This window comes from Kribbella sp. NPDC049227, assembly GCF_043197265.1.
GTDB lineage: Bacteria > Actinomycetota > Actinomycetes > Propionibacteriales > Kribbellaceae > Kribbella.
In genome coordinates, this window is the sequence record NZ_JBICST010000001.1 from 1,003,269 (window position 1) to 1,024,495 (window position 21,227).

The window sequence follows — 21,227 nt, forward strand, 5'->3', positions numbered from 1 at the left end:
CGGGTCTCTGACCGACAGAGGACCACGCAGCGCTTTCAATTCGCTTTCGCCCTGGCTGCGGCATCATCGGCGGATGGGAAGCTTCGTGATCCACATCCCTCCCATCTCGATCGCCCGGGAACTGTGGCGGCTCGGCGAGCCCGAACTCGCCGACCGTGCCGCCAAGCTGGCGGTGATGCTGGCCGCGATCGAGCACCTCGAGGGCAAGGCTCGGCCCTGCGCCCGACGGCTACCGGAGACGCAGCTGCCGCCAGCGCTTCAGTCGACCGAGGACGAGCGCTGGGCAGCCCTCGCCGCCATGAGTCAGCAGCTGCACGCCCGACCCCGCGGACTGCGAGCGCTGTTCAGACGGAGCGGGTGACGACCAGGTCGCAGAGGGAATCGAGAGCCTCGCGGGCCGGCCCTTCGGGGAGGTCGGCGAGGAGCTTGCGGGCGTCGGCCGCGCGACGGCGTACGTCGTCCTCGGCCTGGCGGAACGCCGGGTGCGCCTGCAGCAGCTCGAGGGTCTCGGTCAGCCGGGCGTCGTCGGAAAGATCGGAGTCGAGCAGCTCGAGCAGGCGAGCGTCGTCGGGCTGCGCGGGGTCGGCCTGCGCGCGGAAGATCAGCACCGGCAGCGTCGGCACGCCTTCGCGGAGGTCGGTGCCTGGCGTCTTGCCCGACTGGTCGGACTCCGAGGCGATGTCGAGGATGTCGTCGGCCAACTGGAAGGCGACGCCGATCTCCTCGCCGAAGGCCCGCAGCGATTCCTGGACCTCCTCGGACGCACCGGCGTACCGGGCTCCGAACAGCGCCGAGGTCGCGATCAGCGAGCCAGTTTTGTCGGCGACCACCGAGAGGTAGTGCGCCAGCGGGTCCTGGCCCTCGCCGACCCCGAGAGTCTCGCGGATCTGGCCTTCCACCAGCCGGCCGAAGGTGCGGGCCTGGATCCGGACCGCCTCCGGGCCGAGATCGGCGACCAGGTCCGACGCCCGGGCGAACAGCCAGTCGCCGGACAGGATCGCGACCGAGTTGTCCCACCGTGCGTTCGCGGTGGACGAACCACGCCGGAGCGCGGCCTCGTCCATCACGTCGTCGTGGTGCAGGGTCGCGACGTGGGTCAGCTCGACCACGGCCGCCGACTTGATCACCTCAGGGGCGGCGGGCGACGGACCGAACTCGGCGGCCAGCAGCACCAGCAGCGGCCGGAACCGCTTGCCGCCGGCAACCATGACGTGCTGCGCGGCCGCCGTCACGAACGGCGCCTCGGACTGGGTCGCGTCGTGCAGTTCCCGCTCGACCGACTCCAGGCCGTCGCGAACCCGGGACTCGAGCGCCTCGTCGGCGAACGCGAATCCCAGGCTCTCGGCCGGCAGCGGGGACGGACTCACCGGATGAACTCACCCGCTCGCGCCGCCAGGTCGAGCAGCGGCCCGGGAACCAGGCCGAGGACCACCGTGGCGGCGAGACCGAGCGCGACCGCACTCGTGGTCTGCCAGCCGGGCAACGCCACGTCCGGCGCGTCGGCCGGAAGGTCGGAGAAGAACATCAGCACGATCACGCGGACGTAGAAGAACGCGGCGACCAGGCTGGACAGTACGGCGACGACCACCAGCGGCCACGCGCCACCGGTCCAGGCCGCGCTGAAGACCGCCCACTTGCCAGTGAAGCCCGCGGTCAGCGGGATGCCGGCGAAGGAGAGCAGGAAGAAGGCGAAGATGCCGGCCAGCAGCGGCGACTTCTTGCCCAGTCCGGCCCACCGGGACAGGTGAGTGGCCTCGCCGCCCGCGTCCCGCACCAGCGTGACCACGGCGAACGCGCCGACGGTCGGGAAGCCGTAGGAGACCAGGTAGAACAGCACCGCCTGGGTCGAGGTGATCCCGTTGTGTACGCCGTTCCCGACCTGGGACAGCCCGACGAACGCGGTCAGCAGGAAGCCTGCGTGCGCGATCGAGGAGTAGGCCAGCATCCGCTTCACGTCGGTCTGGGTGATGGCCACGACCGAACCGACCACCATGGTCAGGATCGCGACGATCCACATCATCGGAGCCCAGTCCCAGCGGGTGCCGCCGAGTGCCACGTAGAAGACCCGCATCAGTCCGATGAACGCGGCGATCTTGGTGCAGGCCGCCATGAACCCGGTGACCGGGGTCGGGGCGCCCTGGTACACATCCGGGGTCCAGGAGTGGAACGGTACGGCGCCGACCTTGAACAGCATGCCGACAGCCACCAGGCCGGTGCCGGCCAGCAGGATCGAGTCACCACCGGTCTGGGTGGACAGCGCGTCCGAGATCCCGCCCAGCGACATCGTGCCGGCGTACCCGTAGAGCAGCGCGATGCCGAACAGCAGGAACGCCGAGGAGAACGCACCGAGCAGGAAGTACTTCATCGCGGCTTCCTGCGAGATCAGCCGGCGACGACGCGCCAGGCCGCAGAGCAGGTACAGCGGCAGCGAGAACACCTCGAGCGCGACGAACAGCACCAGCAGGTCGTTGGCCGACGCGAACAGCATCATGCCGCCGACCGCGAACAGCGTCAGCGGGAAGATCTCGGTGTGCTCGACCTTGGCCGCGGTGCCCTCCCGCTCGGCCTCGGACCCCGGTACGGCGGCCGCCTGGCCGGCGAACGCGGACAGCCCACCGTCGACCGACCGCTCGGCGAACAGCAGCACGCTGATCAGCGTCAGCGCCAGCAGGATCAGCCAGGTGAACAGCGCCGGGCCGTCGACCGAGATCGCACCCTGCGCGGCGATCAGCTCCTTGTTGTCGTTCATCAGGAAGCCGGTCAGGACACCGGAGACGATGACGGCGACCACCGTGATCGTCAACTGCACCAGGTGCCGCAGCGGGCGAGGCAGGAACGCCTCCGCCAGGACGCCGACACACGCCGCACCGAAGACCACGAGCAGCGGCGACAGCTCGCCGTACTCGATCTTCGGCGCGGTGAAGTCCGCCAGCGGCAGGATGTGCGCGATCACTTCTGTCCCTCCGTCACGGGGATCTGCGGTGCCTTGTCGGTCACACCGACGTGCTGCATGGTCGACTCCACCGCCGGCTTGATGATGTCGACCACCGGCTTCGGGTAGATCCCGAGGCCGACGATCAGCACCATCAGCGGAGCGATCGCGAGCACCTCACGCACGTTCAGGTCCTTGAGCTTCTCGATCCCGTCGCGGACCGGCCCGGTCATCAGGCGTTGGTACATGAGCAGGATGTACAGCGCGGCCAGCACGATACCGACCACCGCGATCACCGCGATCACCTTGTGCCGGCTGAACGTCCCGGCCAGCACCATGAACTCGGAGATGAACGGCGACATACCGGGCAGCGCCAGGCTGGACAGGCCGGCGAACAGGAACGTCCCGGCCAGTACCGGTGCCACCTTCTCCACCCCGCCGTAGTCGGCGATCCTGGCCGATCCGCGCCGGGAGATCAGGTACCCGGCGACCAGGAACAGCGCGGCGGTGGAGAGACCGTGGTTGAACATGTACAGCGTCGACCCGGTCAGGCCCTGCGACGTCAGCGCGAAGATGCCCATCACGATGAAGCCGAAGTGCGAGATCGAGGTGTACGCGATCAGCCGCTTGATGTCGGTCTGCCCGATCGCCAGCAGAGCGCCGTACAGGACCGAGATCAGCGCCAGCACCAGGACGACCGGGGTGGCCCACTCGGACGCGTTCGGGAACACGCCCAGGCAGTACCGGAGCATCCCGAAGGTGCCGATCTTGTCCAGGATGCCGACCAGCAGGACCGACGTACCCGGCGTCGCCTCACCGGCGGCGTCCGGCAGCCAGGTGTGGAACGGGACCATCGGTGCCTTCACCGCGAACGCGAACATGAAGCCGAGGAACAGCCAGCGCTCGGTGTTCTGGCTCATGTCGAGCTTCATCATGTCGGACAGCAGGTACGACGGGGCGCCCTGCTTCGCCGAGACGACGTACAGACCGACCACCGACGCCAGCATCAGCAGACCGCCGAGCAGCGAGTACAGCAGGAACTTCACCGCGGCGTACGAGCGCTGGGGACCGCCGAAGCCACCGATCAGGAAGTACATCGGGATCAGCGTCGCCTCGAACAGCACGTAGAAGAGGAACACGTCGGTGGCGGCGAACACGCCGATCGACAGTGCCTCCAGGCCGAGGACCCAGGCGAAGAAGGACTTCTCCGACCAGCGGCCGTTCTGCGCGTCGTTCCAGGAAGCGATCAGCACGACCGGCGTCAGCAGCGCGGTCAGCACCAGCAGGACGACGCTCACCCCGTCGAGGCCGAGCGCATAGTGCGCGCCGAAGGCCTTGATCCAGGTGTACGTCTCGGCGTAGTCCTCGGGGCCGTTGCGGTTGTAGCCGATCGTGATGATCGCGGTCAGCACCAGCGTGACGAGGGAGAAGCCGAGCGCGACCTGCTTGGCCAGCAGCGCCTGGGCCCTGGGCACGAGCATCGTCACTATCGCCCCTACGAACGGCAGGAGCAGTAACAGGGTCAACCAACCGATGTTCACGACAACCTCACCGCGAGGAGGGCGACGACCACGAGTGCGGCGCCGAAGACCATGCTGAGTGCGTACGAACGGACGAAGCCCGTCTGGAACCGGCGGAGCCGGCCGGACAATCCACCGAACAGTGCGGCCAGCCCGTTCACCAGGCCGTCCACACCGCGGTTGTCGAACCAGACCAGCGTCCGGGTGAGGTACTGGCCCGGGCGCATCAGGACCGCCTCGTTCAGTGCGTCGCCGTACAGGTCACGGCGCGCGAGGGTGGTGACCGGCGAGACCCGGACCGGCGCCTCGCGCGGGATGTCCCGGCGGAACAGGACGACACCGATGGCGGCGCCGACGATCACGACCGCGAGGATGAGCGCCGTCATCGCCCACTGGCTCAGCGGGGGATGCGCCTCCTCGAACCCGGTCACCGGCTCCAGCCAGGTGACGATCCAATGCTGGACGAAGTAGAGCGCACCGCCGACCAGCGAGAGGATCGCCAGGATGATCAGCGGACCTGTCATCACGTTCGGCGACTCGTGCGGGTGGACATCCTTCTCCCAGCGCTTCTCACCGAAGAAGGTCATCATCATCAGCCGGGTCATGTAGAACGCGGTGATCCCGGCGCCGAGCAGCGCGCACAGACCGACCAGGGTGTTCTCCGCGAAGGCGACCTCGATGATGTGGTCCTTGCTGAAGAAGCCGGAGAACGGCGGGATGCCCAGGATCGCCAGGTAGCCGAAGGCGAACGTCACGTAGGTGACCCTCATGTACTTCCGCAGGGCGCCGTAACGACGCATGTTCACGTCGTCGTTCATGCCGTGCATCACCGAACCGGCACCGAGGAACATGTCGGCCTTGAAGAAGCCGTGCGTGAGCAGGTGGAAGATCGCGAAGACGTAACCCACCGGACCGAGGCCGGCGGCGAGCATCATGTAGCCGATCTGGCTCATCGTCGAACCGGCCAGCGCCTTCTTGATGTCGTCCTTGGCGCAGCCGATGATCGCACCGGTCAGCACGGTCACCGTGCCGACGACCACCACCGCGGTGGACGCGGCGTCGGTGACCTCGTAGATCGCGCTCGAGCGGACCACCAGGTAGACGCCCGCGGTGACCATGGTCGCAGCGTGAATGAGGGCCGACACCGGGGTCGGCCCCTCCATCGCGTCCAGCAGCCAGGACTGCAGCGGCACCTGTGCGGACTTGCCGCAGGCCGCCAGCAGCAGCATCAGGCCGAGCAGCGTGGCCCAGGTGCTCGACAGCTTGTCCGCACCGGCGTTCACCGTGGCGAAGGCCGAGGAGCCGAACAGCGCCCACATGCTCATCACCGCGAGCGACAGCCCGATGTCACCGACCCGGTTCACCACGAACGCCTTCTTCGCGGCGACCGCGGCCGAGTTCTTGTACTGCCAGAACCCGATCAGCAGGTACGACGCCAGGCCGACGCCCTCCCAGCCGACGAACACCACCAGGTAGTCGGCCGCGAGGACCAGCAGCAGCATCGACGCGATGAACAGGTTCAGGTAGCCGAAGAACCGGCGCCTGCGCGCGTCGTGCTCCATGTAGCCGATCGAGTAGATGTGGATCAGCGAACCCACACCGGTGATCAGCAGCACGAACAGGATCGACAGCGGGTCGATCAGCAGGCTGAACTCCACCTTGATGTTGCCGACAGAGAACCACTCGAACAGCCGGACCGTCTCGGACCGGTCGTCGCTGGGTTTGCCCTGCATCTGGACGAACAGCACGACGCCGAAGGCGAAGGAGATCAGCGGTGCCAGCGTGCCCAGCAGGTGACCCCATGCGTTGGTGGCCTTGCCACCCAGCAGCAGGATCGCCGCGGACACGGCCGGGACCGCGACCAGCAGCCACGTCAGCTCATGACTCATCGGTGCTTACCTCAGTACTTGAGCAGGTTGGCGTCGTCGACCGAGGCCGAGCGACGGGTGCGGAAGATGGCCATGATGATCGCCAGCCCGATGACGACCTCGGCCGCGGCCACCACCATCACGAAGAAGGCGGCGATCTGGCCGTCGAGGTTGCCGTGCTGGCGGGCGAAGCTGACGAACGCGAGGTTGGTCGCGTTCAGCATCAGCTCGACGCACATGAAGACGACGATGGCGTTGCGGCGCACCAGCACACCCAGCGCACCGATGCTGAACAGGATCGCCGCGAGCACGATGTACGGCTCGGTCGTCATGCGCGTCCTCGCTTCGCTCCGGGCGCACAGGCCGAGAGCGTGCTGCGCTGGATTGTTCGCTCGCTCCGCTCGCTCACAGTTTGTCCTCCTCGCCATATCCGGACAGGTCCGTGCCTTCGAGTTCGGGCCGGACCTCGTCGCCTGCGTCGCGGTCGAGGACCTCGTCGATGTCCGCCCGCTCGTCGGCTTCGGGGAACACGGTGCCACGTGCCTGGAGCACGCGCGAAACCGAGGTCGGTGCGATCGACCCGTCGGGCAGCAGCGCCGGCGTGTCGACAGCGTTGTGCCGCGCCAGTACGCCGGGAGTCGGCAGCGGACCCGGGTGGATCCCCTGCTCGGCGTACTTGCGGATCCGCTCCTCGGCGTGGTCGCGCTGGGTCCGCTTCTTGGTCAGCCGCTCGCGGTGCGCCAGCATCATCGCGCCCAGGGCCGCGGTGATCAGCAGCGCCGAGGTGACCTCGAAGGCGAACACGTACTTGCCGAACAGCAGTTGCGCGATGCCCTTCGGGTTGCCGTCCGGCTGCGCGTTGGCCAGCCCGACCGGGTTGCCGTACATCGCGTTGCCGACGGCCGCGATCAGCAGGACCGCGAAGCCGAGGAACGCCAGCCCGGCCAGCAGCCGCTGGCCGCGGATCGTCTCGACCAGGGAGTCGGACGCGTCCACACCGACCAGCATCAGCACGAACAGGAACAGCATCAGGATCGCGCCGGTGTAGACGATGATCTGCACCGCGAACAGGAACGGCGCGTCCTGGGCGGCGTACTGGACGGCCAGACAGATCATCACCGTCGCCAGCAGCAGCGCGGAGTGCACCGCCTTGCGCACCAGCACCATCGCGATCGCGGCCAGGACCATGACCGGAGCAAGCATCCAGAACGCGAACTGCCCGCCGGTGACCATGCCGATCATTTCGTGTCACCACCCTCGGCGGGTACGACGGAACCGGTCAGACCGAGGTAGTAGTCCTTCTCGGTCGCGCCGAGTTGCATGTCGTGCGGCGGCTCCTGCATGCCCGGCAGCATCGGCGCCAGCAGGTCCTTCTTCTCGTAGATGAGGGACTCGCGGGTGCGGTCGGCCAACTCGTACTCGTTGGTCATCGTGAGCGCCCGGGTCGGGCAGGCCTCGATGCACAGCCCGCACAGGATGCAGCGCAGGTAGTTGATCTGGTACACCCGCCCGTACCGCTCGCCCGGGGAGAACCGGCCACCGTCGGTGTTGTCCGCGCCCTCGACGTAGATCGCATCCGCCGGGCAGGCCCAGGCGCACAGCTCACAGCCGATGCACTTCTCCAGGCCGTCCGGCCACCGGTTCAGCTGGTGCCGGCCGTGGAAGCGTGGCGCGGTCGGCTTCTTCTCGAACGGGTACTGCTCGGTGAACACCTTGCGGAACATCGTCCGGAAGGTGACCCCGAACCCGGCTACCGGGTCCCAGAGGGACTCTTTGACACTAGCCACGGTGGGCTTCCTCGCTTCGGCTCGGAGTCTTGACGAGCGGTGGTGGCACCGGGAACCCGCCGGCGAAGGCGTCGAAGTCCTTGCCGTCGTCGTCCTCGGTCTTGTCGGTCTTGGGCTTCTGCGGGACTGCCAGCGAGATCAGCGCCAGCAGTACGGCGATACCGGCCGCGACCAGCAGCCAGGTGCGCGGCGTGGACGCCTCCCGTCCGACCGCGCGGACGGTGGCGACCAGCAGGATCCAGCCCAGCGACACCGGGATCAGGATCTTCCAGCCCAGCTTCATGAACTGGTCGTAGCGCAGCCGCGGCAGCGTTCCGCGCAGCCAGATGTAGAAGAAGATGAAGCACATCATCTTGCCGACGAACCACAGCACCGGCCAGAAGCCGGAGTTCGCGCCGTCCCAGATCGAGATCGGCCACGGTGCCCGCCAGCCGCCCAGGAACAGCGTGGTGGCCAGCGCCGACACGGTCGCCATGTTGATGTACTCGGCCAGGAAGAACATCGCGTACTTCATCGAGGAGTACTCGGTCAGGAAGCCGGCCACCAACTCACCCTCGGCCTCCGGCAGGTCGAACGGCGCGCGGTTCGTCTCGCCGATCATCGAGATCACGTAGATCACGAACGACGGGAACAGCAGGAACGCGTACCAGCCCGGGATCGGGATGTCCGCGCCGAACAGGCTGACCGACTGGTGCGAGCCCTGCGCCGCGACGATCTCCGAGGTGGACATCGACCCGGCGAACAGGAACACCGTCACCAGTGCGAGGCCCATGCCGACCTCGTAGGAGATCATCTGCGCGCTGGACCGCAGGCCACCGAGCAGCGAGTACGTCGAGTTGGACGACCAGCCGCCGAGCACGATGCCGTAGATGCCGATCGAGGCGACCGCCATCACGTACAGCACCGAGACCGGCAGGTCGGTGATCTGCAGCCGGGTGTAGATGTCGGTGAACGGGATCTTCACCGTCGGCCCGAACGGGATCACCGCGAAGGTCAGGAAGGCCGGGATCGACACGATCACCGGGGCCGCGACGTAGACGAACCTGTCCACGCCCTTCGGCATCAGGTCTTCCTTGAACATCAGCTTCATACCGTCGGCGAGCGACTGCAGCAGGCCCTGCGGGCCGTGCACGTTCGGCCCGATCCGGTGCTGCATCCGGGCCACCACCCGGCGCTCCCACCAGATGTTGAACAGCGTCAGCACGATCAGGAAGACAAAGACCAGCAGCACCTTGAGGCCGACGACCCACCAGGGATCGTGGCCGACGCCCGCATCCGGTGTCGCGAGCGGGATCATAGTCATGCGTTCCCTCCGGCGATCGTCACGATCGAGCCATGGTCTGCGTGCAGCGACCGGCGTACATGGGAGTCGGCCGAGTTGGTCGGCAGCCAGACCACGTTGTCGGGCATCGGAGTGATCACCACCGGCAGCCGGATCGACCCGGCGTCCGTGCTCACCACCAGTTCGTCACCGTCGGCGACACCGACCCGGTGCGCCGTGGTCAGCGAGATCCGGGCGACCGGAGTACGGGCGGTGGCCGTCAGATGCGGCTCACCGTCGTTCGCGCGGCTGTCGTCGATCAGCATCCGCCAGGTCGCGAGCCGGGTGGAGTCGAACGCGCCGAGCGACGGACCGGCCTGGTACGTCGGCTCCTGCGCGCGGTCACCGTCCCAGCGGCCGAGCTCGTCGTACTCCTTCTTCGCGCCGGCCGGAGTGCTGAACCCGAGCGACCGGTCCATCTCCTGCGCCAGCGCCGCCAGCGCCCGTACGTCGGGCATCGCGGCCGCGACCTTCAGCACCACCGGGAACGACCGCTCGCGGCCCTCCCAGTTGACGAAGGTGCCGTCCTTCTCCGCCGGCGGAACCACCGGGAAGACGACGTCGGCGTACTCGGTCACCTGCGACTTGCGGACCTCGAAGCTGACCACGAACGGCGCCGCCTCCAGCGCGGCCAGCGCCGCGGCCGGGTCCGGCAGGTCGTCGATCTCGACACCCGCGACCACCAGCGCGTCCAGCGATCCCGCTGCCGCGAGGATCTCGGTCAGGTCCTTGCCGACGGTCGACGGCAGGCTGTCCACACCCCACGCGGCCTGCAGGTCGACCCGCGCCTGCGGGTCGGTCACCAGCCGGCCACCGGGCAGCAGGCCCGGGAGGCAACCGGCCTCGAGGGCAGCCCGGTCACCCGCACGCCGCGGGATCCAGGCCAGCTGCGCACCGCTGTCGAGCGCCAGCCGCAGTGCGGTCGAGTAGCCACCCGGAACGCTCGCGAGCCGCTCGCCCACGATGATGATCGAGTCGGAACCCAGCGCGGCCCGCGCAGCGGCTCCGGCCTCGCCGGCACTGCCGAGGTCGGCCAGCAGAGCGGCCTCCGTGCCGGGCGATGCCTGGACGACCACGCCGTCGAGCTTCTCGACTCCGCGGGACGCGTACGCCGCCACGCTGAAGACCTTGGTGCCATGCGCCCGGACGCCCTTGCGCAGCCGCAGGAACACGGCCGGCGCTTCCTCCTCGGGCTCGAACCCGACGAGCAGCACCGATCCGGCCTTCTCCAGGTCGGAGAACGTCGTACCGAGGCCGGTGCCGGCGACCGCCGCGGCGAGGAAGTCCACTTCCTCCGCCGAGTGCGGCCGGGACCGGAAGTCGATGTCGTTCGTGCCGAGGACGACGCGCGCGAACTTCGAGTACGCGTAGGAGTCCTCGAGGGTCAGCCGGCCACCGGTCAGCACCGCCGCGTTGCCGCGGGCCGCCGTCAGCTTCTCGCCCGCGAAGGTCAGCGCCTCCGGCCAGGACGCCGGCCGCAGCTCGCCGTCCTCGCGGATCATCGGGTGGGTCAGCCGGTCACCGGTGGTGGCGTAGTTGAACGCGAACCGGTCCTTGTCGGAGATCCACTCCTCGTTGACCTGGGGGTCGTCGCCGGCCAGCCGGCGCATCACCTTGCCGCGCCGGAAGTCGACCCGGATCGCCGCACCGGACGAGTCGTGCTCGGCCACCGACGGCACCGACACGAGGTCGAACGGGCGGGACCGGAACCGGTACGCCGCGCTGGTCAGCGCACCCACCGGGCAGATCTGGATGGTGTTGCCGGAGAAGTAGCTCTCGAACGGCTCATTCTCGTAGATGCCGACCTGCTGCAGCGCGCCGCGCTCGACCAGCGCGATGAACGGGTCACCGGCGATCTGCTCGGAGAACCGGGTGCAGCGCGCACACAGCACGCAGCGCTCGCGGTCCAGCAGCACCTCGGCCGAGATGTTGATCGGCTTGGGGTAGGTCCGCTTGATCTCGTGGAACCGCGACTCGCCGTACCCGTTGCTCATCGCCTGGTTCTGCAGCGGGCACTCGCCGCCCTTGTCGCAGACCGGGCAGTCCAGCGGGTGGTTGATCAGCAGGAACTCCATGTTCCCGTGCTGCGCCTTGTTCGCCACCGGCGAGCTCACCTGGGTGCGGACCACCATGCCGTCGGCGACGGTGATCGTGCAGGAGGCCTGCGGCTTCGGCATCCCGCGGCCGTTGCCGGCGTCGGTGATCTCGACCAGGCACTGGCGGCAGGCGCCGACCGGGTCGAGCAGCGGGTGGTCGCAGAACCGCGGGATCTGGATCCCGATCTGCTCCGCCGCCCGGATCAGCAGGGTGTTCTTGGGAACCTTCACCTCGATGTCGTCGATGGTGACGGTGATCAGATCGGTCCGCTCCACCTCCGACCCGGCCGGTGGGTTCGCTTGGATCGTCATGCGCTTGCTCCAGCGGTAGCGAAGACTGTGCTTGCCATCGGGTCGAACGGGCAGCCGCCGTTCTCGAAGTGCGCCAGGTACTCGTCCTTGAAGTGCTGGATCGAGCTGGTGATCGGCGCGGTCGCACCATCGGCCAGCGCGCAGAACGCCCGGCCGGTGATGTTCTCGCACAGGTCGAGCAGCGTGGCCAGGTCGTCCTTGCTGCCCTTGCCGTGCTCCAGCCGCTCGAGGATCTGCACCAGCCACCAGGTGCCCTCGCGGCACGGCGTGCACTTGCCGCAGGACTCGTGCTTGTAGAACTCGGTCCAGCGCAGCACCGAGCGCACCACGCAGGTCGTCTCGTCGAAGATCTGCAGCGCCTTGGTGCCGAGCATCGAGCCGGCCGCGCCGACGCCCTCGTAGTCCAGCGGGATGTCGAGGTGCTCAGCGGTCAGCAGCGGCGTGGACGAACCACCCGGCGTCCAGAACTTCAGCTCGTGACCCTCCCGGACCCCGCCGGCCAGGTCGATCAGTTGCCGCAGCGTGATGCCCATCGGCGCCTCGTACTGACCCGGGCGGGTGACGTGCCCGGACAGCGAGTACAGCGTCATGCCCTTGGACTTCTCGGTGCCCATCGAGGAGAACCAGTCGGCGCCGTTCTTGATGATGGCGGGAACCGATGCGATCGACTCGACGTTGTTGATGACAGTGGGGCTTCCGTACAGACCGGCCACGGCCGGGAAGGGGGGACGCAGCCGAGGTTGACCACGACGACCTTCCAGCGAGTCGAGCAGCGCCGTCTCCTCGCCGCAGATGTAGGCGCCGGCGCCGGCGTGCACGATCACGTCCAGGTCGTAGCCGGTGCCGAGGATGTCGGTGCCGATGAAGCCGGCTTCCTTGGCCTCGGCGACCGCCTGCTGCAACCGGCGGACGACGTGCAGCACCTCACCGCGGACATAGATGAACGCGACCGACGCGCGGATCGCGTAGGACGCGATGACGACGCCCTCGACCAGCGTGTGCGGCGAGGCGAGCATCAGCGGGATGTCCTTGCAGGTGCCCGGCTCGGACTCGTCCGCGTTCACCACCAGGTACTTCGGCTTCGGGTTGTCCTGCGGGATGAACGACCACTTCATCCCGGTCGGGAAGCCCGCGCCACCACGGCCGCGCAGTCCGGAGTCCTTGACGGCGTTCACCACGTCGGCCGGCTGCATCCGCAGCGCCGTGCGCAGAGCGTCGTACCCGCCGGACCGCTGGTACGACGCCAGTTGCCAGGAACGGATCTGGTCCCAGTTGTCGGACAGTACCGGGGTCAGCATGGTCAGCCCTCCTTCTGGGTGTCGGCACCCTGCGTACCACCAGGGGCGGTCCAGTTGCGTTCGCGGGCCAGGCGGAGGCCGGCCAAGGTCGCCTTGCCGCCGGTCGGGCCCTCGTCGGCGCGGCCGTCGGGGAAGCCGGCCAGCACGCGCTCGGCTTCCTTCCAGGTGCAGATCGTCGCGCCGCGCGGGGACTTCACTTCGTTGCCCTCACGCAGGTTGTCGACCAGCTGGGTGGCCGACTCCGGCGTCATGTCGTCGAAGAACTCCCAGTTCACCATCATCACCGGCGCGTAGTCGCAGGCGGCGTTGCACTCCAGGTGCTCGAGGGTGATCTTGCCGTCCTCGGTGGTCTCGTCGTTGCCGACGTCGAGGTGCTGCTTGAGCCGGTCGAAGATCACGTCGCCGCCCATGACGGCGCACAGCGTGTTGGTGCAGACCCCGACGTGGTAGTCACCGACCGGGCGGCGCTTGTACATCGTGTAGAAGGTCGCCACCGCGGACACCTCGGCACCGGTCAGCCCGAGGATCTCGGCGCACGCCTCGATGCCCTCCGGGGTGACCCGGCCCTCGACCGACTGCACCAGGTGCAGCATCGGCAGCAGCGCGGACCGGCCGACCGGGTACCGGGCGGCCAGCTCGCGCATCTCCGCGATCGTGGTGTCGGTGATCTTCGAGTCACCGGTGCTGTACGGCACCGGGACGTCGGTCGCAGTCGCGTGGTTCTCGGCCATCTATCGGTCCACTCCACCCATCACCGGGTCAAGGCTGGCGACGGCGACGATCACGTCGGCGACCTGTGCGCCCTCGCACATGATCGGCATCGCCTGCAGGTTTGCGAAGGACGGGTCACGGAAGTGCGCCCGGTACGGCTTGGTACCGCCGTCGGAGACCAGGTGGCAGCCCAGTTCGCCGCGCGGCGACTCCAGCGCCACGTAGGCCTGGCCGGCCGGCACCCGGAAGCCCTCGGTGACCAGCTTGAAGTGATGGATCAGCGCTTCCATCGACTCGCCCATGATGTGCTTGATGTGGTCGAGCGAGTTGCCCATCCCGTCGGTGCCGACGGCCAGCTGGCTCGGCCAGCCGATCTTCTTGTCGGCCACCATCACCGGCTCGCCCTCCATCTTGGCCAGCCGGTCGGCGCACTGCTCGACGATCTTCAGCGACTCGTGCATCTCCTGCAGCCGGACGCGGAACCGCCCGTAGGAGTCCGAGGAGTCCCAGGTCGGTACGTCGAAGTCGTAGGTCTCGTAACCGCAGTACGGCTGGGTCTTGCGCAGGTCCAGCGCGTACCCGGTCGAGCGCACCGGCGGACCGGAGATGCCCAGCGCCATGCAGCCGGCCAGATCCAGGTAGCCGACGTTCTGCAGCCGGGCCTTGAAGATCGGGTTCGCGTTGCACAGCTCGGCGTACTCGGGCAGGTGCTTGTTCATCCAGGTGATGTACTCGCGGATCTTGTCCAGCGCACCCGGCGGCAGGTCCTGGGCGACACCGCCCGGCCGGATGAACGCGTGGTTCATCCGCAGGCCGGTGATCAGCTCGAACAGGTCCAGCGTCATCTCGCGCTCGCGGAAGCCGATCGTCATCACGGTCAGCGCGCCGATCTCCATGCCACCGGTGGCGATGCAGACCAGGTGGCTCGAGATCCGGTTGAGCTCCATCAGGAGCACCCGCATCACGTTGGCCTTCTCCGGGATCTGGTCCTCGATCCCGAGCAGCCGCTCGACCGCGAGGCTGTAGGCCGCCTCGTTGTAGAACGGCGACAGGTAGTCCATCCGGGTGCAGAACGTGACGCCCTGCACCCAGGAGCGGAACTCCATGTTCTTCTCGATGCCGGTGTGCAGGTAGCCGATGCCGCAGCGGGCCTCGGTCACCGTCTCGCCCTCGAGCTCGAGGATGAGCCGGAGCACGCCGTGGGTGGACGGGTGCTGCGGGCCCATGTTGACGACGACGCGCTCCTCGGGCTCGTCACCGAGGCCGGCGACGACCGAGTCCCAGTCCTGACCGGTGACGGTGAAGACCTTGCCCTCGGTGGTGTCGCGAGTGGTCGCGTACGGGTCCGACTGTGTCGATTGTGTCTGGGTCATCAGTTGTACGACCTCCGCGTGTCGGGCGGCGGGATGACCGCGCCCTTGTACTCGACGTCGATCCCGCCGAGCGGGTAGTCCTTGCGCTGCGGGTGACCGGGCCAGTCGTCCGGCATCTGGATCCTGGTCAGCGCCGGGTGCCCGTCGAAGATGATGCCGAAGAAGTCCCAGGTCTCCCGCTCGTGCCAGTCGTTGGCCGGGTAGACCGAGACGACCGACGGGATGTGCGGGTCGGCGTCCGGGCAGGAGACCTCGAGCCGGATCCGCCGGTTGTGCGTGATCGACAGCAGGTGGTAGACCGCGTGCAGCTCGCGGCCGGTCTCGTTCGGGTAGTGCACGCCGCTGACGCCGGAGCAGAACTCGAACCGGAGCGCCTCGTCGTCGCGCAGGTGCCGGCAGACCTCGACCAGGTCCTCGCGCTTGATGTGCAGGGTCAGTTCGTTGCGGTCGACCACGACCTTCTCGATCGCGCTGTCGCCGACCAGGCCCTGCAGGCGCTCGGTCGCGCCGTCGAACCAGGAGCCGTACGGCTTCGGCGTACCTCCGGGCAGTGCGACCTGGCGGCGCAGACCGCCGAAGCCGGAGGTGTCACCGGTGCCGCGGACACCGAACATGCCCTGCCGCTGGTCCACCACCTCGGCCGCCGGAGTCTGAGCGTCCCCGGCCGCCGAGGTGGCCGGAAGGTTCTCGGGTTGCGTATCGCTCATCTGCTCCCTCGCTCCGCTCGTCCACAGATGAGCGAGAGGCTGCTCTGCTGATTTGTGCCCTCGCTGCGCTCGGTCACCTGAGAAGCCCCTTCATCTCGATCGTCGGCGAGGCAGCCAGTGCGGCGACCTCCCGCTCCTGCAGCTCGGCCCGCTTGTTCGCGCCGAGCTTGCTGTGCTGGATGTGGTCGTGCAGCTTGAGGAACGCGTCCAGCAGCATCTCCGGCCGCGGCGGGCAGCCGGGCAGGTACATGTCGACCGGTACGACATGGTCCACGCCCTGCACGATCGCGTAGTTGTTGAACATGCCGCCGGACGACGCGCAGACACCCATCGCCAGCACCCACTTCGGGTTCGGCATCTGGTCGTAGATCTGGCGCAGGACCGGGGCCATCTTCTGGCTCACCCGGCCGGCCACGATCATCAGGTCGGCCTGCCGCGGCGACGCCCGGAAGACCTCCATCCCGAACCGGGCCGCGTCGTAGCGCGGCGCACCGGTGGTCATCATCTCGATCGCGCAGCAGGCCAGCCCGAAGGTTGCCGGCCACAACGAGGCCTTGCGCATGTAGCCGGACAGGCCCTCGATCGTGGTCAGCAGTACGCCGGCCGGAAGCTGTTCCTCAACACCCATAGTTCAGTCCCACTCCAGTCCGCCGCGCCGCCACACGTAGGCGTAGGCGACGAAGACGGTGACGATGAAGATGACCATCTCGACCAACCCGAACAGCGCCATCTGGTCGAAGGCGACCGCCCACGGGTAGAGGAAGATGATCTCGATGTCGAACACGATGAAGAGCATCGCGGTGATGTAGTACTTCACCGGGAAGCGCCCGCCACCGACCGGCTGCGGGGTCGGCTCGATCCCGCACTCGTAGGAGTCGAGCTTGGCCCGGTTGTAGCGCTTGGGTCCGACCAGCGCGCTCGTCACCAGCGTGCCCGCCACGAAGATCGCCGCGAGTACACCGAGAACGAGGATCGGTACGTAAGGGTGCATCGGTCTCGTGCTCCCTCTCCTTCAGCCGGTGGTCTGTCTTTTTCTGTCTGTTTCGGAACAGCACTGTGTTATCAGTACCGCTGTGGCTCAGCTCACCCGCCCCGCCGGTCAGGCCGCCGGTGCGAGCTTGGTGAGACCGTTGATGATCTTGTCCATCACGTCCCCGTCACGCGGGTCGGTGAGGTTCGCGAGCAACTTCAAGGTGAACTTCATCAGCGTGGTGCGCGGCAGACCGTACTTCGTGCACAGCCGCATCACCTCCGGATTTCCGATCAGCTTCACGAAGATCCGGCCGAGTGTGTAATAGCCGCCGTACTCCTGCTTCAGCGCCTTCGGGTACGCCGTCAGCGCACGCTCGCGCTGGTTCGGCTGCCGGCGCAGTGCCTGAGCGGCGACCTCGGCGGCGAAAGCCCCGGACTCCATCGCGTACGGGATGCCCTCGCCGTTGAACGGGTTGACCATGCCGCCGGCGTCGCCGAGCAGCATCAGGCCGCGGGTGTAGTGCGGCTGCCGGTTGAAGCCCATCGGCAGCGCGGCACCACGGATCGGGATGGTCTGGAACTCGTCGCGGAACTGCCACTCCTCCGGCGTGTTCTTCAGCCACTGCTTGAGCAGGTCGGCGTAGTCGACCTTGCCGAAGGCGTCGGAGGTGTTCAAGATGCCGAGACCGACGTTGACCGTGCCGTCGCCCATCCCGAAGATCCAGCCGTACCCGGGCAGCAGTACGCGGCCACCGGGCTGCTTCGGGTCGTCGGCCCACAGCTCGAGCCAGGACTCCAGGTAGTCGTCGTTGGTCCGCGGGCTGGTGAAGTACGTCCGGACCGCGACGCCCATCGGGCGGTCGTCGCGCTTGTGCAGGCCCATCGCGATGCTCAGCCGCGACGAGTTGCCGTCGGCGGCCATCACCAGCGGCGCCCGGAACTCCAGGTCGTCCCCGGCCCGCCGGCCGTTGTCGTCCACCGGCTTCGCGGTGACGCCGACAATGTGACCCCGGCCGTCCAGGATCGGGCCGCTCACGTTGGTCCGCTCACGCAGCCGCGCCCCGGCCTTCACGGCCTGCCGGGCGAGCATGTCGTCGAAGTCCATCCGGTTGCGGGTCAGCCCGTAGTTCGGGTGGCTGGACAGGTCCGGCCAGTCCAGTTGCAGGACATGCCCGGAGCCCTGGATGCGCAGACCGTAGTTGCGGATCCAGCCGGCCTCTTCGGAGATGTCGATGCCCATGTTGATGAGCTGCTTGGTGCCGCGCGGGGTGAGCCCGTCGCCGCAGACCTTCTCGCGCGGGAAGGCCGTCTTCTCCAGCAGCAGGACGTCGAGGCCGGCGTTGGCCAGGTGGTACGCGGCGGCCGAGCCTGCGGGTCCGGCGCCGACGACGATCACATCGGCGGTCTCGGCCTGCTGCCCGTGCGACACGCTCTGGCTCATCTCGATTCCCGGCCTGATTTTGGGGGCTGTGCGCTCGTGAAGGGATTCACTAAGCCTCGTCACCCGACAGTCTAGGACTGCCTGACGCGGACACGAAACCGGCCCTGACTCCCTTGCCTGCAAGCAAATTACGCGCAGATCTCCTTGCGTAATTACACGGGCTTGACCGCCCGGTGGATCGCGACCAGACCACCGGTCAGGTTGCGCCACTGGACCCGGGTCCAGCCCGAGGCCTCGATGGTCCTGGCCAGCGGCTCCTGCCCCGGCCAGGCGCGGACCGACTCGGCCAGGTACTCGTACGCGTCCGGGTTCGTCGACACCGCCTTCGCGACCACCGGAACCGCCCGCATCATGTACTCCAGGTAGGCGATCCGGAACGGCTTCCAGGTCGGGTGCGAGTTCTCCAGTACGACGAGCCGTCCGCCCGGCCGGGTCACCCGCAGCATCTCCTGCAGCGCGACCGTGACGTCGTTCACGTTCCGCAGCGCCCAGGAGATCGTCACCACGTCGAACGTCGAGTCCGCGAACGGCAGCCGCAGCGCGTCCCCGGCGATCAGGTCGAGGTCCGGGTAGCGGCGCTTGCCGACCCGCAGCATCCCGACCGAGAAGTCGCACGACACGACCTCGGCGCCGGCCTCCCGCAACCTGATGCTGGACGCCCCGGTCCCCGCGGCCAGGTCGAGGATCTTCATGCCCTTGCGCGGCGCGATCTCCGCCAGCGTCTGCGGCCGCCAGTAGTGCTTCTCCAGACCCATCGTCGCCACCGCGTTGGTCCGGTCGTACCCCTCGGCCACGTTGTCGAACATGGCCGCCACGGCTTGCGGTTCCTTGGTCAGATCTGCGCGGGTCACCTGTCTAGTTCATCACGGGCCAGACGGGCGCCGAAACTCGCTGGACATCGGGCAGGCATACGCTTGCATCTCGTGAGTGCATCTCCAGTACGCCGACCGGCCGCCGTGACCCGGGGCCGGAGCGCTAGCGAGGAGTGGTGCCGTGAGCTTGTCTGACCCGGTCCGATCCGGTCATCAGCCGGCGCCCCATCTGGTGATCCGCAGCCAGCCCGTCGACGCGGTGTCGGCGCAACTGATGGACCATCTGCCCACCGAGGGCGGCCTGGCCTGGGTACGACGTGGCGACGGCCACGTCGGCTGGGGCGTCGCGGCCCGCCTCGATGTTGCCGGTAGCAACCGCTTCCAGGACGCGGTGTCCTGGTGGAAGGAGCTGGTCGCGGCCGCCGTGATCCGCGACGAGGTCGGCGTACCAGGATCGGGACTGGTCTGCTTCGGGTCGTTCGGGTTCACCGACCAGGACCCGAGTGAGCTGGTCGTTCCCGAGGTGATCGTCGGCCGCCGCGGCGGCACCACCTGGGTGACCACGATCTCGCCGGCCAGCTCGCTGACCGCGCCGCCCGAGCTGGTCGCGAACGAGCCGCACCCGGTGTACGACGTGACGTTCTCCGACGGAGCCCGGTCCGGAACGGATTGGTCGAGCATCGTCGCGGACGCGGTGCAGCGGATCACGGCAGGTGAGCTGGACAAGGTGGTGCTCGCCCGCGACCTGATCGCGATCGCCGAGCAGCCGATCGACCTGCGCTGGCCGTTGCGCCGGCTGGCGGCGGCGTACCCGAACTGCTGGACGTTCTCCGTCGACGGCCTGATCGGTGCCACCCCGGAGCTGCTGGTCCGGCGGGAGAAGGGCCTGATCACGTCCCGCGTGCTGGCCGGCACGATCCGCCGTACCGGGGACGACGCGCACGACCTGGCGCTGGCCGCGTCGCTGGCCCGGTCGAGCAAGGACCTCGAGGAGCACGAGTACGCCGTACGGTCGGTGGCCGAGGCGCTCAAGCCGCACTGCAAGTCGATGCAGGTGCCCGAGACCCCGTTCGTCCTGCACCTGCCGAATGTGATGCATCTCGCCTCGGACGTGGCCGGTGTCGCGGCGAACGGAGCGTCCGCGCTCGGCCTCGCCGCTGCGCTGCACCCGTCCGCGGCGATCTGCGGTACGCCGACACCGGTCGCGCGCAACCTGATCGGTGAGATCGAGGGGATGCAGCGCGGGCGGTTCAGCGGACCGGTCGGATGGATGGACGCGGCCGGCGACGGCGAGTGGTGCATCGCACTGCGCTGCGGCCAGGCCGACCCGGACAACCCACGCCGGATGCGGCTCTTCGCCGGCGCGGGCATCGTGGCGGGCTCCGATCCCGTCGCCGAGCTGGCGGAAACGAACGCCAAGCTGGTTCCGATGAGAGACGCGTTGGGAGACTGATGAAGCTCACGAAGTTCACGCATGCCTGTGTGCGGATCGAGAAGGACGGGAAGGTGCTGCTGGTCGATCCGGGATCGTTCAGCGAGGACGCCGCGTTCGAGCGGGCCGACGCGATCCTGGTCACGCACGAGCACCAGGACCACATCGACATCGATCGGGTGAAGGCGCTGGACGCGCCGGTCTACACCAACTCCGGTGTCGCCGAGCAGTTGACCGAGCTGGGCGACCGGGTGAACGTGGTGGCCGGCGGGCAGTCGTTCGAGGCGGCCGGGTTCCAGGTCAGTGCCTATGGCAAGGACCACGCGGTGATCCTGCCGGAGCTGGGCGTTCCGTGCGAGAACATCGGCTTCCTGATCGAGGACGCGGTGTACCACCCGGGCGACTCCTTCACCCAGCCGGACCGCGCGGTCCACACCAACCTGGTGCCGATCTCCGGCCCGTGGTTCGCGCTTCCACCGGCCGTCGGCTACGCCCGCGAGATCAAGTCCGAGCAGCTCGTCGGCATCCACGACGCCCTGCTCAGCCAGCTCGGCCTCGGCATGATGGGCCGCTTCCTCAACTCCAACGAGCGCCCGTACCACGCCCTCGCCCCGGGCGACACGCTGGACATCGGCTGACCCTGAA

Annotated in this window: 20 protein-coding genes; 3 read left to right on the top strand and 17 right to left on the bottom strand. The window is 68.2% G+C overall.

All coding sequences use genetic code 11. The features are described 5' to 3' along the window. Positions 1-73 precede the first annotated feature (73 nt). Positions 74-361: a hypothetical protein gene (locus tag ACGFH6_RS05115; protein WP_393380609.1), complete on the top strand. Its 288-nt coding sequence runs from the start codon at positions 74-76 to the stop codon at positions 359-361. On the opposite strand, the gene ACGFH6_RS05120 is transcribed toward ACGFH6_RS05115, so the two are convergent. The 17 genes from ACGFH6_RS05120 to ACGFH6_RS05200 all read right to left on the bottom strand — a co-directional run bounded on the left by ACGFH6_RS05120 (position 345) and on the right by ACGFH6_RS05200 (position 19,189). After that, the gene (locus ACGFH6_RS05120; protein ID WP_393380610.1) at positions 345-1,367 is read right to left on the bottom strand and encodes a polyprenyl synthetase family protein; all 1,023 of its coding nucleotides are present in this window, start codon (positions 1,365-1,367) and stop codon (positions 345-347) included. The two genes, ACGFH6_RS05115 and ACGFH6_RS05120, sit on opposite strands and share 17 nt — an antisense overlap. Continuing rightward, positions 1,364-2,950 carry an NADH-quinone oxidoreductase subunit NuoN gene (gene nuoN, locus ACGFH6_RS05125; RefSeq protein WP_393381155.1) on the bottom strand — a complete coding sequence of 529 codons (1,587 nt, stop codon included), beginning with the start codon at positions 2,948-2,950 and terminating at the stop codon, positions 1,364-1,366. The genes ACGFH6_RS05120 and nuoN overlap by 4 nt, the downstream gene beginning before the upstream one ends. Next, complete coding sequence (locus tag ACGFH6_RS05130) at positions 2,950-4,473, bottom strand: NADH-quinone oxidoreductase subunit M (RefSeq protein ID WP_393380612.1); 1,524 nt, start codon at positions 4,471-4,473, stop codon at positions 2,950-2,952. Before ACGFH6_RS05130 ends, nuoN begins: the two co-directional genes overlap by 1 nt. Next, positions 4,470-6,341 (bottom strand): NADH-quinone oxidoreductase subunit L, encoded by a 1,872-nt coding sequence (gene nuoL, locus ACGFH6_RS05135; protein ID WP_393380614.1) that lies wholly within the window; start codon positions 6,339-6,341, stop codon positions 4,470-4,472. Before nuoL ends, ACGFH6_RS05130 begins: the two co-directional genes overlap by 4 nt. A gap of 11 nt (positions 6,342-6,352) precedes the next feature. Next, positions 6,353-6,652 carry an NADH-quinone oxidoreductase subunit NuoK gene (gene nuoK / locus ACGFH6_RS05140; RefSeq protein WP_130384807.1) on the bottom strand — a complete coding sequence of 100 codons (300 nt, stop codon included), beginning with the start codon at positions 6,650-6,652 and terminating at the stop codon, positions 6,353-6,355. 73 nt (positions 6,653-6,725) lie between these two features. Further along, positions 6,726-7,562 (bottom strand): NADH-quinone oxidoreductase subunit J, encoded by an 837-nt coding sequence (locus tag ACGFH6_RS05145; RefSeq protein WP_393380616.1) that lies wholly within the window; start codon positions 7,560-7,562, stop codon positions 6,726-6,728. Further along, on the bottom strand, positions 7,559-8,107 hold the full coding sequence (nuoI, locus tag ACGFH6_RS05150; protein ID WP_393380617.1) for an NADH-quinone oxidoreductase subunit NuoI: 549 nt from the start codon (positions 8,105-8,107) through the stop codon (positions 7,559-7,561). The genes ACGFH6_RS05145 and nuoI overlap by 4 nt, the downstream gene beginning before the upstream one ends. Then, positions 8,100-9,404 (bottom strand): NADH-quinone oxidoreductase subunit NuoH, encoded by a 1,305-nt coding sequence (gene nuoH, locus ACGFH6_RS05155; protein ID WP_393381157.1) that lies wholly within the window; start codon positions 9,402-9,404, stop codon positions 8,100-8,102. Before nuoH ends, nuoI begins: the two co-directional genes overlap by 8 nt. 2 nt (positions 9,405-9,406) lie before the next feature. Further along, positions 9,407-11,836, bottom strand: a complete 2,430-nt coding sequence (locus ACGFH6_RS05160; protein ID WP_393380619.1) for an NADH-quinone oxidoreductase subunit G — start codon at positions 11,834-11,836, stop codon at positions 9,407-9,409. Continuing rightward, positions 11,833-13,134 carry an NADH-quinone oxidoreductase subunit NuoF gene (nuoF, locus tag ACGFH6_RS05165; protein WP_393380621.1) on the bottom strand — a complete coding sequence of 434 codons (1,302 nt, stop codon included), beginning with the start codon at positions 13,132-13,134 and terminating at the stop codon, positions 11,833-11,835. Before nuoF ends, ACGFH6_RS05160 begins: the two co-directional genes overlap by 4 nt. 2 nt (positions 13,135-13,136) lie before the next feature. Next, positions 13,137-13,865, bottom strand: a complete 729-nt coding sequence (gene nuoE, locus ACGFH6_RS05170) for an NADH-quinone oxidoreductase subunit NuoE (RefSeq protein WP_393380622.1) — start codon at positions 13,863-13,865, stop codon at positions 13,137-13,139. Continuing rightward, positions 13,866-15,218 (bottom strand): NADH-quinone oxidoreductase subunit D, encoded by a 1,353-nt coding sequence (locus ACGFH6_RS05175; RefSeq protein ID WP_393380624.1) that lies wholly within the window; start codon positions 15,216-15,218, stop codon positions 13,866-13,868. Next, complete coding sequence (locus ACGFH6_RS05180) at positions 15,218-15,925, bottom strand: NADH-quinone oxidoreductase subunit C (protein WP_393380625.1); 708 nt, start codon at positions 15,923-15,925, stop codon at positions 15,218-15,220. The genes ACGFH6_RS05175 and ACGFH6_RS05180 overlap by 1 nt, the downstream gene beginning before the upstream one ends. A gap of 73 nt (positions 15,926-15,998) precedes the next feature. Continuing rightward, on the bottom strand, positions 15,999-16,553 hold the full coding sequence (locus tag ACGFH6_RS05185) for an NADH-quinone oxidoreductase subunit B family protein (protein WP_360450347.1): 555 nt from the start codon (positions 16,551-16,553) through the stop codon (positions 15,999-16,001). A gap of 3 nt (positions 16,554-16,556) precedes the next feature. Beyond that, positions 16,557-16,916, bottom strand: coding sequence for an NADH-quinone oxidoreductase subunit A (locus ACGFH6_RS05190; RefSeq protein WP_131360291.1), 360 nt, complete (start codon positions 16,914-16,916; stop codon positions 16,557-16,559). Positions 16,917-17,024: 108 nt separating this feature from the next. Beyond that, positions 17,025-18,338: a geranylgeranyl reductase family protein gene (locus ACGFH6_RS05195; RefSeq protein ID WP_393380627.1), complete on the bottom strand. Its 1,314-nt coding sequence runs from the start codon at positions 18,336-18,338 to the stop codon at positions 17,025-17,027. A 152-nt stretch (positions 18,339-18,490) separates the two neighbouring features. Next, positions 18,491-19,189, bottom strand: coding sequence for a demethylmenaquinone methyltransferase (locus ACGFH6_RS05200; protein ID WP_393380628.1), 699 nt, complete (start codon positions 19,187-19,189; stop codon positions 18,491-18,493). A 142-nt stretch (positions 19,190-19,331) separates the two neighbouring features. Here ACGFH6_RS05200 and ACGFH6_RS05205 point away from each other — a divergent pair, with 142 nt between their 5' ends. Next, positions 19,332-20,603 (top strand): isochorismate synthase MenF, encoded by a 1,272-nt coding sequence (locus ACGFH6_RS05205; RefSeq protein ID WP_393380629.1) that lies wholly within the window; start codon positions 19,332-19,334, stop codon positions 20,601-20,603. Then, positions 20,603-21,220 (top strand): MBL fold metallo-hydrolase, encoded by a 618-nt coding sequence (locus ACGFH6_RS05210; RefSeq protein ID WP_393380631.1) that lies wholly within the window; start codon positions 20,603-20,605, stop codon positions 21,218-21,220. The genes ACGFH6_RS05205 and ACGFH6_RS05210 overlap by 1 nt, the downstream gene beginning before the upstream one ends. The last annotated feature ends 7 nt before the right edge of the window (positions 21,221-21,227 follow it).

Bases quoted from the DNA above. Each gene is read 5' to 3' on its own strand.
- nuoF (WP_393380621.1), bottom strand. From the start codon at position 13,134: ATGCTGACCCCGGTACTGTCCGACAACTGGGACCAGATCCGTTCCTGG.
- ACGFH6_RS05145 (WP_393380616.1), bottom strand. From the start codon at position 7,562: ATGATCGGCATGGTCACCGGCGGGCAGTTCGCGTTCTGGATGCTTGCT.
- nuoH (WP_393381157.1), bottom strand. From the start codon at position 9,404: ATGATCCCGCTCGCGACACCGGATGCGGGCGTCGGCCACGATCCCTGG.
- nuoE (WP_393380622.1), bottom strand. From the start codon at position 13,865: ATGGCCGAGAACCACGCGACTGCGACCGACGTCCCGGTGCCGTACAGC.
- ACGFH6_RS05180 (WP_393380625.1), bottom strand. From the start codon at position 15,925: ATGAGCGATACGCAACCCGAGAACCTTCCGGCCACCTCGGCGGCCGGG.
- ACGFH6_RS05210 (WP_393380631.1), top strand. From the start codon at position 20,603: ATGAAGCTCACGAAGTTCACGCATGCCTGTGTGCGGATCGAGAAGGAC.
- ACGFH6_RS05175 (WP_393380624.1), bottom strand. From the start codon at position 15,218: ATGACCCAGACACAATCGACACAGTCGGACCCGTACGCGACCACTCGC.
- ACGFH6_RS05160 (WP_393380619.1), bottom strand. From the start codon at position 11,836: ATGACGATCCAAGCGAACCCACCGGCCGGGTCGGAGGTGGAGCGGACC.
- nuoK (WP_130384807.1), bottom strand. From the start codon at position 6,652: ATGACGACCGAGCCGTACATCGTGCTCGCGGCGATCCTGTTCAGCATC.
- nuoL (WP_393380614.1), bottom strand. From the start codon at position 6,341: ATGAGTCATGAGCTGACGTGGCTGCTGGTCGCGGTCCCGGCCGTGTCC.
- ACGFH6_RS05115 (WP_393380609.1), top strand. From the start codon at position 74: ATGGGAAGCTTCGTGATCCACATCCCTCCCATCTCGATCGCCCGGGAA.
- ACGFH6_RS05195 (WP_393380627.1), bottom strand. From the start codon at position 18,338: ATGAGCCAGAGCGTGTCGCACGGGCAGCAGGCCGAGACCGCCGATGTG.
- ACGFH6_RS05185 (WP_360450347.1), bottom strand. From the start codon at position 16,553: ATGGGTGTTGAGGAACAGCTTCCGGCCGGCGTACTGCTGACCACGATC.
- ACGFH6_RS05190 (WP_131360291.1), bottom strand. From the start codon at position 16,916: ATGCACCCTTACGTACCGATCCTCGTTCTCGGTGTACTCGCGGCGATC.